Consider the following 14,253-nt stretch of genomic DNA (forward strand, 5'->3'; position numbering starts at 1 on the left):
GCTCGGTTTCGCAGGAACAGCGCTGCCGGGACCAGCACGCCGGCCTTCCACCCTAGCGGCCCGGGCCGTGCTACGACCGGTTCTGGTGGCCCGGATCTCCTGGAGGATCGCACCGACCGCGGTGTGACGTGGAGGGGAAGGGCACGGCTGTCCGGCCGTCGACACCCGGCCGCTCCCACGCCCCGACCAGCTCCGGCGGCTAGGGTGGGGCGACACAGGTCAAGGACACGCCACCTGGAACAACCGTCACCGGAGAACCGAGGAGCACGCTGATGACCCATCGCACACTGACCCTTGCCGCGGCCGGTCTGGCCGGGGCGCTGCTGCTGACCGGGTGCCAGGACGAGACCCGGTTGACCCAGCTCGACCAGTCGGAGGTCCCCACCGAGGAGCTGGTCGGGCAGGAGATCACCCTGACCAACGAGGTGGAGGAGATCTTCGGCGAGGAGTTCCTGACCATGGGCGACGAGCAGACGGTGGTGTTCGTGTCGGAGATGCCCGCCGACCTGCGCCCCGGCGACGAGGTCGAGGCCACCGGCATGGTCGAGGCGGGCGACCTGTTCAGCGAGCCCGGAGACCGTGACCGTCTGCTGGGGCTCACCGACGAGGAGACCGCAAACCACCTCGTCAACCGCGAGTCCGAGCCCTACCTCACCGAGGCCAGCGTCACCGTGGTCGAGTGAGAAGCCGGGTCGCTCGTCCGCGCGTCACCGGGCAGCCCGTCGCCGAGAACCACAGAGCATCCGATGAAGGGAGCTCCTCCGACCGCACCGGCGGCTGGAGAAGTTCCCGTCGTCGTTCGGGGTGAGGTCTACTCCTCGATCACCTGGACGTCCTCGGCGACCACGCCGAGGTCGAGTGCTCGCTCGACGAGGTAGGACGTCTCGTCGTCGTTGAAGTCGACCCCCCATCCGGTCTCCACATCGGTCTCCACGACCTGGCGGACCGTTCCGGTGACCTGGACCATGTCCCCGTCCTCGATGTCTTGGGCGGCCGCGTCCACGCCCACGATGGGGGTGTCGTCCTCACCGACGGTGAAGAGGTTGGGGCCGAGGATCTCGGTGACCTCGTTCTGCATCGTGACGGTCTCGTTGAGGATCGCGGCCTGGGCGGTGGGGCCGGCCTCCTTGATGTCACGCAGGCATCACGAGACCCTGGGCGTCGGATGGGCGCGACGTCGTCGAGCCCTCCATACCCGGCCTTCCACCGTCTGGACACAGGCGGTGGCGGAGGTGCCGGACTGCTGGAGGGCGGCGGTGAGGCGGGCGGTGTTGTCCAGGTGCTTCTGGTGCCAGGGCCGGCCCAGCCGGACCTCCAGGTCCAGTTCGTGGCTGTTCCCCCGGCAGCCGGCCACGATCTCGTTCAGGCGGCCCACGAAGTCCTGACCGGCGACCAACAGGTTGACCTCGTGGTCGCGCACGAAGGAGCGGATGTCCATGGTCGAGGAGCCCACCACCGCGACCTCCTCGTCGATGAGCACGAATCCGGAACGCAGCACCTGGCAGACCAGCCCGCCCGGGGAGGGCTCATCCAGCTCCGGAGCCTGAGCCGAAGCAGGTTCCAGGACCAGGTCGTCGGTCTCGCAGTACCAGTCGGTGGCGAACAGTGCCTCCAGGTGGCCCACCGCCGAACCGTGGATGCAGACCGTCATCCCGATCCGCTGCAGGCCGCGGCTCGGGGGCTGCAGGCGTCCAACAACCCCGGCCGAACGTCGCCCTGCATCTCGGCGGGCGGCAGGGAGACGGCATCGGAGGACCTGGAACGAATAGGTGAAGTGTGCTTCACTTGTCGGACTGGGAGGGGAGTATCCCACCGACGTCCTGTCGTCATTGCGGTCCACGAGGACCCGGCAGGCGGGCTCGTGAGGGCCGGGAGAGACCTCCGGTTCGTTCCTCACGACCGGGAGGTGTTCTTCTGATGGATGTTCCGTTCTGGACATGGGCCGCAGTGCTCGGCTTCATCGTGGTGATGCTGGCCGTCGACTTGTTCGCCCACCGCCACGCCCACGTCATCGGCGTGCGCGAGGCCGCGGCCTGGTCGGGGGTGTGGGTGGCCTTCGGCGTCGCCTTCGGAGCCCTCGTCTGGTGGATCTGGGGAGCCGAGTTCGGTCAGCAGTACTTCGCCGGCTACCTGATCGAGAAGTCCCTGGCCGTGGACAACGTCTTCGTGTGGGCCATCATCTTCAGCTACTTCGCCGTGCCCCGGGCGTTCCAGCACCGGGTGCTGTTCCTGGGCGTGCTCGGCGCGCTGGTCTTCCGCGGGATCTTCATCGCCGCCGGCGCCCTGCTGATCCAGAACTCCTCCTGGATCCTCCACGTCTTCGCCGCGTTCCTGCTCTGCACCGGGTGGAAGATGATCCGCCAGCGCGAGGAGCACCTGGACCCCGAGAGCTCTGCGGTGCTGCGCGCCTTCCGCCGCTGGGTGCCGATGACGGATGCCTACCACGGGCAGAAGCTCCTGGTCCGGAGGAACGGCGTGCTGCTGGCCACCCCGCTGCTGGCGGTGCTCGTGCTCATCGAGGTCACCGACGTCGTCTTCGCCGTCGACTCCATCCCGGCGATCTTCGCCGTCACCGACGAGGTGTTCCTGGTCTTCACCGCCAACGCGTTCGCGATCCTGGGGCTGAGGGCCATGTACTTCCTGCTGGCGGACATGATCCACCGCTTCGTCTACCTCAAGACCGGCCTGGCCCTGGTGCTGATCTGGGTGGGCATCAAGATGCTGCTGAAGATCGACGTCGTCTACATCCCCACCCCGATCTCCCTGGCCGTGGTGGCCACGATCATCACCGTGTCCGTCCTGGCCAGCCTGCGGGCGACCCGCGGCCAGGGTCGTCGAACTCCGCCGAGCCCGGCGAACCCGCCCTTCCACGTGGCGACCGAGGCGGAGAACGCCACCCTGGAACCCGTCAGGGGCCGTCGTCGATCCTCCCGACCGCAGGAGGACCGAGCCCACGGCTCCCTCAGCGACACCGAGCACGCCCACCACGAAGGAGACCTCCGATGACCACCACCACCGGCCCCCGACGCCCTGTGGCCGCAGTGCTCACCGACGACCCGATGGGCCGTCACGGTCGCCCGGTGCGCAGCACGTGTCGCCGCCGAGCAGGACGGGCCGGTGGTGCCGCTGGGGCCGCTGCTGCGAGCGGCCTTCACTGCCGACCCGGTCGTCGCCGTCCGGCCGGCTCCCGCAGGCTCGCTGAACTCTGACCCACCCACCCCGTTCAGGAAAGGACCCCGGCATGACCCGCGGCGCTCATCCCGACACCACCGAGGCCTCCTCCGCGCCCCGGCACCACCCCGAGGGACCCGGACCGCGGCGCCCCAGCCCGCTCCGGCGACCGCCATGGACGCTGCTCACCAACCACGGTCATGTCCTGCTGGCCGTGGCCGGCTCCCCGGACGCCCGGGTCAGCGAGATCGCCGCCCGGGTCGGGATCACCGTGCGCGCCACGCTGGCCATCCTCAAGGATCTCGAGGCCGCCGGCTACCTCACCCGGCACCGGGTCGGCCGGCGCAGTCACTACACGGTCGACCGGCACCAGCACTTCCGTCACCCGGCCACCGCCGACCACGAGGTGGACGAACTGCTGGCCATCTTCAGCCCGACCCCGGCCGGCCCACCACACTCCGGGACCTGAGGCAGCGCCCATTGCTCCGCCCCGACCACAGAACAGCGCACTCTATTGACATTCGATAGATATCAAGTGACACTCGATGCATGAGTATTGAACACCGGGCCGTTGCCCCCCTCAGGATCTTCCTCGTGCTGCTGTTCGCCATCCTGGTGCTGTTCCAGTTCATGTCGCTGCCGGGGCAGTTCGCGCACATGGCCCAGGAGTCCCCGGACATGGCGTACCTGAGGTGGCCGGCGACGGCCGTGACGGTGTTCTGGGTCCTGTGCGCCCAGGTGGTGATCGTGTCCACCTGGAAGCTGCTCACCCTGGTCAAGAAGGACCGCATCTTCAGTACAGCGTCGCTGGTGTGGGTCGATGCCATCGTATGGGCGATCGGCGCCGCGTGGGCGGTGCTGCTGGGAGTGTTCCTCTACGTCGGCTTCAACGCCGACGACCCCGGGCTGCCGCTGCTGCTGTTCTTGATGCTGACGGGTGTCACCGTGCTGGGACTGCTGATGGTGGTGATGCGGGCGCTGCTGCGCCAGGCCACGACCCTGCGCACCGACATGGAAGCGGTGATCTGATGCCCATCGTCGTGCGCATCGACGTCGAGCTGGCCAAGCGCAAGATGAGCGTCGGTGAGTTCGCCGAACGCGTCGGGCTGACTCCGGCGAACGTCGCCGTGCTCAAGAACGGCCGGGCCAAGGCCGTGCGCTTCTCCACCCTGGAAGCCATGTGCCGGGTGCTCGAGTGCCAGCCCGGCGACCTGCTCGAGTGGGTCGAGGACTGAACGACCCGGCGCACCTTGATCCAGCTCGCTCCAAGCCGCCGCCCTCCCCGCGATCCGCGGGCGCTCCGCGCCCGTGAAAGGACATCCCGTGAAGCACATCCTCCCCCTTCTCACCGTCGTCGTCGGCCTCGCCATGGGTGCGGCCGGCATCGTCCTCGGGGAGGCCGACGACTCCCCGGGCCTCCAGCTGTTGGGCGTCCTGCTCGTCCTCGCCACGGTGGTGTTCGGCGTGCGGACCGTCCGACGCAGCAGCTGACCGCCCGGACGCCGGCACCGCCGGTCGAAGCAGGCCGAGGCGCGCTCCACCTCTGACCGGCCGGCGACCGCACGAGAAGCAGCTTCGGGCCCTCTCCCCGACCCGAGGGCGGAGGTCCGCTCGTGCCACCCCCAGGTCGGAGGCCGCCTGCGTGGCGGGTCCCTCGCCTCGCACCCCGGCTCCAGAGCACAGAAGGCCTGCAGACAGAAGGCCCGCACGGAACCCCTCCTGCCGAGTCCGGGAGCTGATTCTCGGAACAGTTCCGAGCGGAACGGTCAGCGGTCACGTACACGGCTGGGGAAGGCCGGGCATAGGCTGGCGCCACCATGTCGATCATCCGTCTCCGCAACCGGCAGCCTCCCGCTGTGCCACTGGACCACAGGGGGAGCCCAGTCATCGCTGAGGCATGCCACGAGGGCGGAGCCGTCAACAGAGGCCTCGGTCGGTGCTGAACAACTCGGTCTGGCGGGTGCCGGGGATGCCGCTGCTGCTGACGATGACCGTCCTGGGTTTCTCGGGGTACGCCGCTCTGCTGGCGGCCGCGCCGCTGTGGGCGGTGCGCGGCGGCGCTGACGCCGTGGGCGCGGGGCTGGTGAACGGCGTGCTCATGCTCTTCACCGTGCTCACGCAGCTGTTCGTCCCCAGTGCGCTGCGCCGCTTCGGCTGGGCGCCGGTCCTCGTGGCGGGCATGCTCCTGCTGGGTCTGCCCGCACTGGCGCACGGCCTCAGTGATGCACTGGGACCGACCCTGGCGCTCTCCGCGGTGCGCGGGCTCGGATTCGGGGTGCTGACGGTGACCGGCAGCGCCCTGGTGGCCGAACTGGTGGAGCCACAGCGTCGCGGGAAGGCGATCGGTGCTTACGGCCTGGCGATCGCGGGACCGCAGATTCTGCTCTTGTCGGCGGGGCCCTGGATCGCCGAACAGCTCGGTTTCTGGGTCGTGTTCGCCGTGGCCGCCCTCCCCGTGGTTGCTGTCGTGCCCGCGATCGGTCTGGCCCGGATGCTGGGCCATGTCCCGGAGGCGGAGATCGAGGACGGGCGGGCGCCCTACCGGCGGCTCCTCCCTCCGATGGCACTGCTGATCGGCGTCACACTCGCCGGTGGTGCGCTGATCACCTTCATGGCCCAGATGAGCAGCAGTGCCGGGCTCACCGCCCTGGCGTTGCTGGCGATGAGCGTCGCCGCCGCGCTCACCCGCTGGCGGATCGGCGCATGGTCCGACAGATACGGACCGCACGGGTTCATCTGGCCGCTCGTGCTGCTGACCACGGCAGGCATGGTCGTACTCGCCTGGGCCGTCCGCGATCCCCAGGCAACAGCGGCCCCGGTGCTGATGATCGGAGCCACGATGGTGGGCATCAGCTACGGCGGCCTGCAGAACCTCACTCTGGTCGTGACCTTCCAAGCCGTCGACCGGCAGCACTACGGCCCTGCCAGCGCGGTGTGGAACATCGGCTTCGACGCCGGGACCGGTCTCGGTGCGGTCGTGGTGGGGATGGTCGCCGCAGGAACGTCCTTCAGCACCGCACTGCTGGTTGCCGGAGCGATGTCACTGCTGACCTTGCCGTTGGCGCTGCGGCGACGCACCCCCGGGGCGCGGGTGAACTGACGCATCAGCGCACTTCCGGCGCGGGCGCGGCGCCGCGGCACGGGGTGGGTGCCACCTCGTCCGCCGCACGTCCTCGGGCGCGTGCTCAACGACCGTCGTCGACGTCATCCACCGCTCTGCCCGCTCCGGGGCCTCACCTCCTGTGCCGGCAGGCGGGCTCGCTGGTGTAGGTGAGGATCACCTCGTCGTCCTCGGGACGTTCCCGGGTGGAGCGGTGGATGACGGTGGCCAACACCGCGGTGATGACCGCTTCGTCGTCCTCGGGGCGTTCCCGCTCGGCGCTCCGACGGCTGGGGGGACGTCCGACGTTCTCGGCCGATGAGGCGCCGTGCCGGGTCTGCTCCAGGGTGTGAGCCCGGAACCCTCGAACCGTGCCCTCGCTCTGCTGCGGTGCCGGCGGTGTTGATCTGGAGTGGATGCTGGGTGCCGTGGTCATTGCGCTTCCCTACTTCGTTGTAGTGGTGTGCTCGGCCGGTGCCCGCCCATGCGGGGCGTGAGGGGCCCGGTGGAGTGCCTTGTTTCCCGGACCTCCTGGCCCGCCGCGGGGCCGGTGGGGTCTCGAGGATCCGGGTGGAACCGGGCGTGCTCGTAGACGCCGAGGACTCCGGGATGTGCGGACGGCGCGCTGGTGGGGAACTCGCGCTTGCCCGCAGGTGCACCTGACCCTAGTGAACTGGATCACGGACCGGAACCGCCCGGTGAAATATGTCGACTCATGGGGACCTGAGAACGGGCCAGAGCGTGTTCGGCCCTGGGTGCGGCCGGAGCTCCGGTGCAGCCGGGGTGGGAGAGGCAACCGCCGAGCACGGTTCAGCAGCCTGATGTCGTCTTGGCGGACCGGGGACCAGGACTGCCCACCATCGCGCCAGGTCACGGGTGCGGCGGTCCCCTGAGGCCGGACTTCTCAGGGGGAGCAACACGCACGGACATCCCACGACGAACACTGTTGCGCGGGCGGCCGGTCTGTCGAGGACAGCGGTGCCGTCCGTGTACCTCCTCTCGCCGCTGATCCTGACCTGGATCGTGTCCTTCCAGGCGGCCCCCCTGGGCACCCAAGGGTGGGTGGGCAACCTGGTGACCTCCCTGATGGGTCTGCTGCTGTTCAACGAGGGCGTGGGCGTGGTCAACGGCCTGTTGCGGGACCTGGCCGGGGACGGACTGCCCTGGCCGTCCGACGGGACGCCGGCGATGCTGTCGGTGGTCGCCATGACGATCCGGACGCGGGTCGCTTTCGCGATGGCCTTTCCCCTGGCCGCGCTGCAGGACGCGCCCGAACGGCTCTGCGAGGCGGCCCGCCCGGACGGGGCCGGTGCGTGGCAGGTCTTCCGCTGCGTCGCCCTGCCCCTGCTGGCGCCCTCCACACCGTTCCTGGTGGTCATGAACGTGATCTGGTCCTTCCAGATCGTCGGCATCGACTGCACCTTCTGCAACGTGATCCTGCCCTCGGCAGCCACCGCCCCGGGCATCTTCCTGGCCCGGCAGTTCTTCCTGTGGACGCCGCAGGAGCTGCTGGAAGCCGCCCGCCCGGACGGCGCAGGACAGCCGCGCCTCCTGGCCGCACCCGTTGCCCCCCACCCCCCGGGGCGGTGACGCCCGTGCACCGGACCACGGGGGCGCGCGACAGATCCGCCCTGGTCGCAGCAACTCCGCCCCCGGTGGTGGTGCTCCGGGACTGGGTGCTCCGGACAGGAGAGGATTCTTCTCAGTCGTGATCCGTCGGCCCGCAGCGGCGCAGAGCCAGGGCGGTCGCGTCGTCGTCGAGCCCGTGAGCCAGGGCGTAGGCGGTGAGCCGGGTGACCAGTTCCTGGGCGGTAGCGCTCGACCGGGCGGCTTCGGCAGCCTTGGCGAGTGCGGCAGGAATGTCCGGGAAGTAGTCGAGGAACCCGTCGGAGACCACCAGCAGGGTCTCTCCCGGGGCCAGGTTCTCCCGGTGGGCACCCCAGGTGATGCCTGCCACGGCTCCGAGCGGGGGCCCTGAGGAGGCCAGTCGACGGTAGCCGCCGTGGGAGTCGTAGATCACGGCCAGCCCGTGCCCGGCATCGACGTAGGTCACCGTGCCGGTGGCCGGGTGCAGGCGGGCGGAGAAGACGGTGACGAAGGTGGCGGTGTCGGCGAGCATCTTCTCCACCGCCGCTCCGACCCGGTTGATCGTCTCCTGCTGGTCGTTGTACCGGGAGGCCCCGTGCAGCACCGCCCGCATCGAGGCCGCTACCAGGGCGGCCGGGATGCCCTTGCCCATCACATCGGCCACGTGCAGCTGCAGCTGTTCACCCAGCAGGTACCAGTCGTAGAAGTCCCCGCCCAGCTCTCGGGCCGGGGTACAGCGGGCGGCCAGTTCGTAGCCGCACAGATCCGGTGCTGTGTCCGGCATCAGCGCCTGCTGGATCTGCCCGGCCCGTTCGATCTCGTGCTGGGCCGCCAGCTCCCGCTCCACCCAACCGGCCATCTCCGCCAGGATCCGCCGCTCCCGGGGGTCCAGGTCCCGCGGTGCGGGATCGGTCAGGCACAGCGTGCCCACCCGCTCCCCGCCCGGGGCCCGCAGCGGGTGCCCGGCGTAGAAGCGGATGTGCGGCTCCCCCACCACGAACGGGTTGGTCCGGAAGCGCGTGTCCTCGGCGGCGTCCTCCACCACCAGCGCCTCCGGCCGCTGGATCGTGTAGGTGCAGAACGACTGGTCACGGTCACAATGGCCCGCCCCGTCCAGGCCGACCTCGGCCTTCGTCCACTGCCGGTCCGCGTCGAGGAGGTTCACCGCCGCGGCCTTCACCGCGAAGATCTCCTGCGCCAGGCGCACCACCCGGTCGAAGCGCTCCTCCCGCGGGGTGTCCAGCACGTGGAGGGCGTGCAGGGCTTGGACTCTTGCGGCATCCATGACATCCATGAAATTCACTGTAAGCGTGTCGCTCCGGGGCGCGAACCCGGACGGGCAGTATGACGAGGGTCACAGTCGGTGGATCACAGGATGTGGTTGCCGCTGGACGGAGCGCAGTCGGCCAGGACGGTCAGGCTGCGCCGGATCGTTCGGACCCGGCCCGGCCACCTGAGTTCGCGCAACGGCACCCGGTCTTCTCGGGCGATGGCCAATCGTCCGATGACGGTGTGCGCCGCAAGCACGGCGGTCATGGCCAGGACGAGGAACAGGAACGAGATCATGGCTGGCTCCTCCAAGACGTGGCGCCCCGACCGGGTCGTTGCACTTGGGGACAATACGGATCTGTCGGGACTTTGTGCTGGGTCATCAGTGGGCGAGGCACCGTCGACGCGGCAGGAACCGTCGGGACTGCTGCACGCATAGGTGGCCTCTGATCCGGCTTGCCCACGGGGAGGCCTGGCGGGAATCCGCGGACTGCCCGCATGCTGATCTCAGGACACATCGAAGGAAATCCCTGTGCCGCCTCTGATGCCTGCACTGGCTTCCACCAGCCCGGCCCCAGCCGTCACCGTCATGCTGGTTCTCGGTGCGGTCCTCGCCGTGGTGTGCGTGGTGGTCCTCGTGCGTCTCTACCGGCCGAAGCGCCTCGCTGAACGTGCCCTGACCCACCGGAGTGTCTCAGCTGACGGCGCCACCGTGGCACTGGGTGGGACCGGCGCGACGCATGCCAACGGCGGCTTCGACGAAGGGTGCGACGGTGGCGGGGGCGGGGGCGAGTGCTGATCGAACCCGGGTCCTTGCCGTGCTCGTGCTGGGCTGCCCGGCGCTGATCAACGCCCAGCTCGTCGTCGAGGCACCGATCCTGCGCCGGGAGCCGGCCCGCGCAGCGCAGGCCGGTGCAGCGACCGTGCCGGCGATCATCTCGCTGCTCGCCGCCGCACCGCCGCTGGTCATGGTTCGGGCGCCGGGCGCCTGCGGGATGTTGTCGCTGGGTGGCCTGGTGGGCCCTGGGGTTCTCGCACTCGTCCGCGTGGATCAGCCCCCGCGTGCCGATGCGACCCGCTGACCGAAGGGCTCCCCCGAACAGTGGATCGGTGCGGGGTGAGGCAGACGTCGGTCCGGGCGCCCTGGCCGAGGCCTGTTCCTCGTTGCTCGGTGTTGGATCACTGGATGCCCCGACCCTGCGGCATGGGTGGGTCCTGCTGGGATGAGGAGTCCACTGGCCGTTCAGCAGTGGTGTTCAGGAGGCCATGGGCTGGGCGTGGTCTGGGTGAGTGAGGCCGACGGGGGCGGCGATGACGGTGAGCCAGTCGGTGTCGCTCAGCCAGCCGTGGGGACGGATGGTGTGGTGCGTGTGGAACGCGACGTCAGGGACCGTGCACAGCTCGTTGAGATTGATCCGGTAGACGTCCTGGCTGTTCTCGTCGTGAGCGACGGCTTCCTGGATCGCTCGGGCGGTGCGGTGCCGGCCCGAGGCGTAGTGGCGGTCCTCCAGGAGAAGGGCCTCGTGCTGTGTGTGGCAGACGTACCACTGCGCCAGGGCCGGGTCCTTCGCCGCGTCAGGGTTCCAGTACTCTTCGACGTCCTCGAGACGGATGGCGGCTGTACCAGGGCCGTCGATGCCGGCATGGCAGTAGTGGCAGATCCAGCGGATCAAGCCGCGGGTGACAGTGGCATAGATCTCGGGCCGCATTCGGGCTCCTCCCCCTGGTGGTGGGGTCAGGTTAAGACCTCAGGTTCACTATCGGAAAGAGGCCGAAGGGCCTACAACCATCGACACCCGGGCTGTTCGCGGACCGCATCGGGTCCGTACGGCCATGTCCCGGTCGACGGACCGGCCGTCGGCCACGACATGCCCAGCACGGGCAGGCGGAGACCGGATCGGGCCGTCGTGGTCGAGCACCGGACCCCGCAGCCAATGCGTCTCGTCAGGTCCATGACTGCCTCACGTTGGGAACGACCCCGAGCGACGCTTATACTCGCATTTGATTCGCAATATTGAGGAAGGGACCAGGTACGTGCACAGCACTCCGCGGCCCCCCGGCCGTGCCTCGTGGCATCGCAAGGCTGCCGCACCGATACGTGTCTGGATGGGCGTGCTGCTGGTCGTCATCGTGGTCCATCGCTGGGTCCCCGACACCCGCTGGCTGATGGTGCACCTGGTGACCCTGGGCCTGGTCACCAACTCGATCATGGTGTGGTCCCAGCACTTCAGCGAGTCGTTGCTGAAGAACCGGCTCCCTGACGACGCCAGGGGCCGGCAACTGGCCCGCATCCGCCTGCTCAACGCCGGGATCGTGGTGCTGATCGCCGGGTTGCTGAGCACCTGGTACTGGCTGATCGTGCTGGCGGCGGCCCTGATCGGGTCGGCACTGGCGTGGCACGGGACTGCGCTGCTGGGACAGCTGCGAACGGCGCTGCCGTCGCGGTTCGCTGTGACCGTGAAGTTCTACGTGGTGGCCGCGTTCCTGCTGCCCGTCGGGGCCGTGCTGGGAGCCGTGCTGGCCTCAGGGATGCCCGAGTCGTGGCATGCGCGGGCCCTCTTGGCGCACGAGGCGACCAATGTGCTGGGCTTCGTGGGGTTGACGGTGGCGGGGACGTTGCTGACGCTGTGGCCCACGATCCTGCGCACCCGCATGGTCGAGACCTCCACCCGGATCACCGCAGTCGCTCTGCCGGTGATGACCGGAGGGATCATGACCACGGTCGTCGGGTCCTTGTCCGGGGCGGTGTGGGTGGCCGTCGTCGGTCTGGCCGTCTACGCGGGCGGACTGGCGGCCGTCGTGCTGGTCATGGTCCGCACTGCAGCGCGTCGGCGGCCCGTCGACTACGCGGGCTTCTCCATGGCTGCCGGGGTGGCGTGGTGGCTGGCCACGACGGTGGCCATCGTCTGGCTGGTGGGCGCCCGGGGCTTCGACACGGCGGTGCTGCGGCAGCTGACCGCGCCGTTCGTGGCCGGCTTCCTGGCCCAGGTGCTGTTGGGGGCCATGACCTACCTCCTGCCCGTCACGATGGGCGGGGGCCCGGCGACCGTGCGGGCAGCCCGCCAGGCGATCAACCGGGCGGCCATGTTCCGTGTGGTGGTCATCAATCTGTGCGTGCTGCTCTTCAGCCTGCCCCCTGACCTCCTGCCGCCCTGGGTGCGGGCGGTGGTCTCGCTTCTGGGTGCCGCGGCCTTCTTCGCGTTCGTTCCCCTGATGGTCTCCGCCGCCAGGATCTCGGTGGCCGGGCGGAAGGCCGCCGTGGCGCAACGGGCTCGAACCGATATGCCGACGCCGAGCCCGGTCCCGCCGACCGAGGTGGTGCCGCCGTCCCGGCATGCCCGAGGGGCCGTGGCCGGGGTCCTCACCGTAGCCCTCGGCGTGGTCGTGGGCATCGCCCTGAATCCGGCGGCGGCCGGCTTCGATCTTCGCGCCCAGGGTGCAGGCCTGGTGCCGGCGACCGGGAGGACCACCACCGTGCAGGTCAGCGCCGAGGAGGGCATGCGGTTCGAACCGGCCTCGGTGGAGGTCCCGGTGGGTGACGAGCTGGTGGTCGAGCTGACGAACAACGATCCGACGAACGTCCACGACCTCGTGCTGGCCTCCGGGTTCAGCAGCGGCAGGGTGGCCCCCGGGCAGACCGTGACCGTCGACGCCGGGGTGATCGGTGGGCCGGTGGAGGGGTGGTGCTCGATCGTCGGGCACAGGACCATGGGCATGGGCTTCGACGTCGTCGCGGTCGGTGCCGACGGTACCGCCGTGGATGCAGCACCGTCGGCAGCGCAGGAGGTGGCCGGGCACACCGGCATGCACGCGGTCGGCTCGGAGCCGGCTGCGGATCCGGCCGTGGCCGTGGACCTCGACGCCGCACCCGGGGATCGGTTCGACACCCGTTCCCCCGCGCTGGGGCCCGTGGACGGTGCGGTGGAGGACGGGCGCCGGATCCACCGGGTGGAGCTCGACGTCGAGGAGATCACCCAGGAGATCGCTCCAGGAGTGCAGCTGCAGGCCTGGACCTACAACGGCCGGTACCTGGGGCCCACGCTGCACGGGCAGGTGGGCGATCTCTTCGAGGTCACCCTGGTCAACGGCGGGTCGATGGGACATTCGGTGGACTTCCACGCCGGTGCGATCGCCCCGGACGGGCCCATGCGCACCATCGCCCCCGGAGAGTCGCTGGTCTACCGGTTCGAGGCCACCCGTTCGGGCATCTGGCTCTACCACTGCTCCACAGCCCCCATGAGCACGCACCTGGCGTCCGGGATGTTCGGAGCCGTGGTGATCGACCCGCCCGGACTGCCGGCGGTGGACCGGGAATACCTGCTGGTGCAGAGCGAGACCTACCTGTCCCCGGCCGAGGACACCGCCGACGGGGAGGCGAACGCGGTCGTGGCCCCGGAAAAGGTGGCGCAGGGTGTGCCGTCGCTGACGATGTTCAACGGGCACGCCACCCAGTACGTCCACGACCCGCTCACCGCGCGGACCGGTGAACGGGTGCGGATCTGGGTGCTGGCGGCCGGACCGTCGAAGGGAGTGAGCTTCCACGTGGTGGGTGGCCAGTTCGACACCGTCTACAAGGAGGGCGCCTCCCTTCTGTCTCCGAGCGGCACGGGGCAGGGCGGGGCCCAGGCCCTGGACTTGGCGCCGTCCCAGGGCGGGTTCGTGGAACTGGAGTTCTCCGAGCCTGGAACCTACCCGTTCGTCAATCACTCCCTGGCCGAGGCGGAACGCGGGGCACGGGGCCTGATCCGGGTCTCCCCGTGACGAGTGTTCCCGCGTCAGGCGCACCCCGCCAGCACCTGCCTGCCAGGCCTGCAGACAGGGGCGTGCGGAGTTCCCGCCTGCCCGAGACGCAGAGCGTGGTGAGGGCCGTATGGGCGGCCGGGATCCACCGGCCGCGGGCACCCGCGATCGTGCACGCTGATCGTCCAGCTTCCTGTTGGGCGAAGATGCGGCGCCTGCCTTGTCGTCGCCACGGGATCCCGTCGGAACCCCCGTCATTGCTCGGCCAGGAATCGCAGGAATGCAGACCCACCGAACCTCGTGAAGGAGAAAAAATGCTGTCGGACACCGCTTACCCCGTCGTGAGGGCCACGCTGCCCGTGGTGGGGGAGAACATCCAGGAGATC

The 14,253-nt window shown here is 69.7% G+C and carries 16 protein-coding genes; 10 read left to right on the top strand and 6 right to left on the bottom strand.

Annotation, left to right across the window (positions count from 1 at the left end; translation table 11 throughout):
• The first annotated feature begins 272 nt into the window (after positions 1–272).
• Positions 273–683 (top strand): hypothetical protein, encoded by a 411-nt coding sequence (locus ACFYE1_RS08275; RefSeq protein ID WP_387741757.1) that lies wholly within the window; start codon positions 273–275, stop codon positions 681–683.
• A 128-nt stretch (positions 684–811) separates the two neighbouring features.
• Here ACFYE1_RS08275 and ACFYE1_RS08280 read toward each other — a convergent pair whose 3' ends face one another.
• The gene (locus ACFYE1_RS08280; protein ID WP_387741758.1) at positions 812–1,078 is read right to left on the bottom strand and encodes a hypothetical protein; all 267 of its coding nucleotides are present in this window, start codon (positions 1,076–1,078) and stop codon (positions 812–814) included.
• A gap of 66 nt (positions 1,079–1,144) precedes the next feature.
• On the bottom strand, positions 1,145–1,651 hold the full coding sequence (locus ACFYE1_RS08285) for a hypothetical protein (protein ID WP_387741760.1): 507 nt from the start codon (positions 1,649–1,651) through the stop codon (positions 1,145–1,147).
• A gap of 266 nt (positions 1,652–1,917) precedes the next feature.
• Here ACFYE1_RS08285 and ACFYE1_RS08290 point away from each other — a divergent pair, with 266 nt between their 5' ends.
• From ACFYE1_RS08290 to ACFYE1_RS08315, 6 genes are all read left to right on the top strand, one after another.
• The gene (locus ACFYE1_RS08290; RefSeq protein WP_387741762.1) at positions 1,918–3,006 is read left to right on the top strand and encodes a TerC family protein; all 1,089 of its coding nucleotides are present in this window, start codon (positions 1,918–1,920) and stop codon (positions 3,004–3,006) included.
• A gap of 235 nt (positions 3,007–3,241) precedes the next feature.
• A complete protein-coding gene (locus ACFYE1_RS08295) occupies positions 3,242–3,640 on the top strand; it encodes a helix-turn-helix transcriptional regulator (RefSeq protein ID WP_387741764.1) in 399 nt (132 codons plus the stop codon).
• An 80-nt stretch (positions 3,641–3,720) separates the two neighbouring features.
• Positions 3,721–4,200 (top strand): DUF2975 domain-containing protein, encoded by a 480-nt coding sequence (locus tag ACFYE1_RS08300; RefSeq protein ID WP_387741765.1) that lies wholly within the window; start codon positions 3,721–3,723, stop codon positions 4,198–4,200.
• Entirely contained in the window at positions 4,200–4,406 is a 207-nt protein-coding gene (locus tag ACFYE1_RS08305; RefSeq protein WP_253831304.1) for a helix-turn-helix domain-containing protein, read from the top strand. Before ACFYE1_RS08300 ends, ACFYE1_RS08305 begins: the two co-directional genes overlap by 1 nt.
• Positions 4,407–4,494: 88 nt before the next feature.
• On the top strand, positions 4,495–4,662 hold the full coding sequence (locus tag ACFYE1_RS08310; protein ID WP_387741768.1) for a hypothetical protein: 168 nt from the start codon (positions 4,495–4,497) through the stop codon (positions 4,660–4,662).
• Positions 4,663–5,107: 445 nt separating this feature from the next.
• Positions 5,108–6,271 carry an MFS transporter gene (locus tag ACFYE1_RS08315; RefSeq protein WP_387741770.1) on the top strand — a complete coding sequence of 388 codons (1,164 nt, stop codon included), beginning with the start codon at positions 5,108–5,110 and terminating at the stop codon, positions 6,269–6,271.
• A 133-nt stretch (positions 6,272–6,404) separates the two neighbouring features.
• Here ACFYE1_RS08315 and ACFYE1_RS08320 read toward each other — a convergent pair whose 3' ends face one another.
• Complete coding sequence (locus ACFYE1_RS08320; RefSeq protein ID WP_387741772.1) at positions 6,405–6,707, bottom strand: hypothetical protein; 303 nt, start codon at positions 6,705–6,707, stop codon at positions 6,405–6,407.
• Positions 6,708–7,249: 542 nt separating this feature from the next.
• Here ACFYE1_RS08320 and ACFYE1_RS08325 point away from each other — a divergent pair.
• Positions 7,250–7,861 carry a carbohydrate ABC transporter permease gene (locus ACFYE1_RS08325; protein ID WP_387741774.1) on the top strand — a complete coding sequence of 204 codons (612 nt, stop codon included), beginning with the start codon at positions 7,250–7,252 and terminating at the stop codon, positions 7,859–7,861.
• A 112-nt stretch (positions 7,862–7,973) separates the two neighbouring features.
• On the opposite strand, the gene ACFYE1_RS08330 is transcribed toward ACFYE1_RS08325, so the two are convergent.
• Positions 7,974–9,143, bottom strand: coding sequence for a PP2C family protein-serine/threonine phosphatase (locus ACFYE1_RS08330; protein ID WP_387741775.1), 1,170 nt, complete (start codon positions 9,141–9,143; stop codon positions 7,974–7,976).
• Between the two features lie 83 nt (positions 9,144–9,226).
• The gene (locus ACFYE1_RS08335) at positions 9,227–9,424 is read right to left on the bottom strand and encodes a hypothetical protein (protein WP_387741777.1); all 198 of its coding nucleotides are present in this window, start codon (positions 9,422–9,424) and stop codon (positions 9,227–9,229) included.
• A 521-nt stretch (positions 9,425–9,945) separates the two neighbouring features.
• Here ACFYE1_RS08335 and ACFYE1_RS08340 point away from each other — a divergent pair.
• Complete coding sequence (locus ACFYE1_RS08340) at positions 9,946–10,209, top strand: hypothetical protein (RefSeq protein ID WP_387741779.1); 264 nt, start codon at positions 9,946–9,948, stop codon at positions 10,207–10,209.
• A 174-nt stretch (positions 10,210–10,383) separates the two neighbouring features.
• Here ACFYE1_RS08340 and ACFYE1_RS08345 read toward each other — a convergent pair whose 3' ends face one another.
• Entirely contained in the window at positions 10,384–10,836 is a 453-nt protein-coding gene (locus tag ACFYE1_RS08345; protein WP_387741780.1) for a hypothetical protein, read from the bottom strand.
• 397 nt (positions 10,837–11,233) lie between these two features.
• Between ACFYE1_RS08345 and ACFYE1_RS08350 the strand changes: the two genes are divergently transcribed.
• Positions 11,234–13,888 carry a multicopper oxidase domain-containing protein gene (locus ACFYE1_RS08350; RefSeq protein ID WP_387741781.1) on the top strand — a complete coding sequence of 885 codons (2,655 nt, stop codon included), beginning with the start codon at positions 11,234–11,236 and terminating at the stop codon, positions 13,886–13,888.
• The last annotated feature ends 365 nt before the right edge of the window (positions 13,889–14,253 follow it).

Source organism: Kocuria nitroreducens (assembly GCF_042879195.1).
GTDB classification, from domain to species: Bacteria; Actinomycetota; Actinomycetes; order Actinomycetales; family Micrococcaceae; genus Kocuria; species Kocuria nitroreducens.

Bases quoted from the DNA above. Each gene is read 5' to 3' on its own strand.
- ACFYE1_RS08275 (WP_387741757.1), top strand. From the start codon at position 273: ATGACCCATCGCACACTGACCCTTGCCGCGGCCGGTCTGGCCGGGGCG.
- ACFYE1_RS08280 (WP_387741758.1), bottom strand. From the start codon at position 1,078: ATGCAGAACGAGGTCACCGAGATCCTCGGCCCCAACCTCTTCACCGTC.
- ACFYE1_RS08285 (WP_387741760.1), bottom strand. From the start codon at position 1,651: ATGACGGTCTGCATCCACGGTTCGGCGGTGGGCCACCTGGAGGCACTG.
- ACFYE1_RS08290 (WP_387741762.1), top strand. From the start codon at position 1,918: ATGGATGTTCCGTTCTGGACATGGGCCGCAGTGCTCGGCTTCATCGTG.
- ACFYE1_RS08295 (WP_387741764.1), top strand. From the start codon at position 3,242: ATGACCCGCGGCGCTCATCCCGACACCACCGAGGCCTCCTCCGCGCCC.
- ACFYE1_RS08300 (WP_387741765.1), top strand. From the start codon at position 3,721: ATGAGTATTGAACACCGGGCCGTTGCCCCCCTCAGGATCTTCCTCGTG.
- ACFYE1_RS08305 (WP_253831304.1), top strand. From the start codon at position 4,200: ATGCCCATCGTCGTGCGCATCGACGTCGAGCTGGCCAAGCGCAAGATG.
- ACFYE1_RS08320 (WP_387741772.1), bottom strand. From the start codon at position 6,707: ATGACCACGGCACCCAGCATCCACTCCAGATCAACACCGCCGGCACCG.
- ACFYE1_RS08330 (WP_387741775.1), bottom strand. From the start codon at position 9,143: ATGGATGCCGCAAGAGTCCAAGCCCTGCACGCCCTCCACGTGCTGGAC.
- ACFYE1_RS08335 (WP_387741777.1), bottom strand. From the start codon at position 9,424: ATGATCTCGTTCCTGTTCCTCGTCCTGGCCATGACCGCCGTGCTTGCG.
- ACFYE1_RS08345 (WP_387741780.1), bottom strand. From the start codon at position 10,836: ATGCGGCCCGAGATCTATGCCACTGTCACCCGCGGCTTGATCCGCTGG.
- ACFYE1_RS08350 (WP_387741781.1), top strand. From the start codon at position 11,234: ATGGGCGTGCTGCTGGTCGTCATCGTGGTCCATCGCTGGGTCCCCGAC.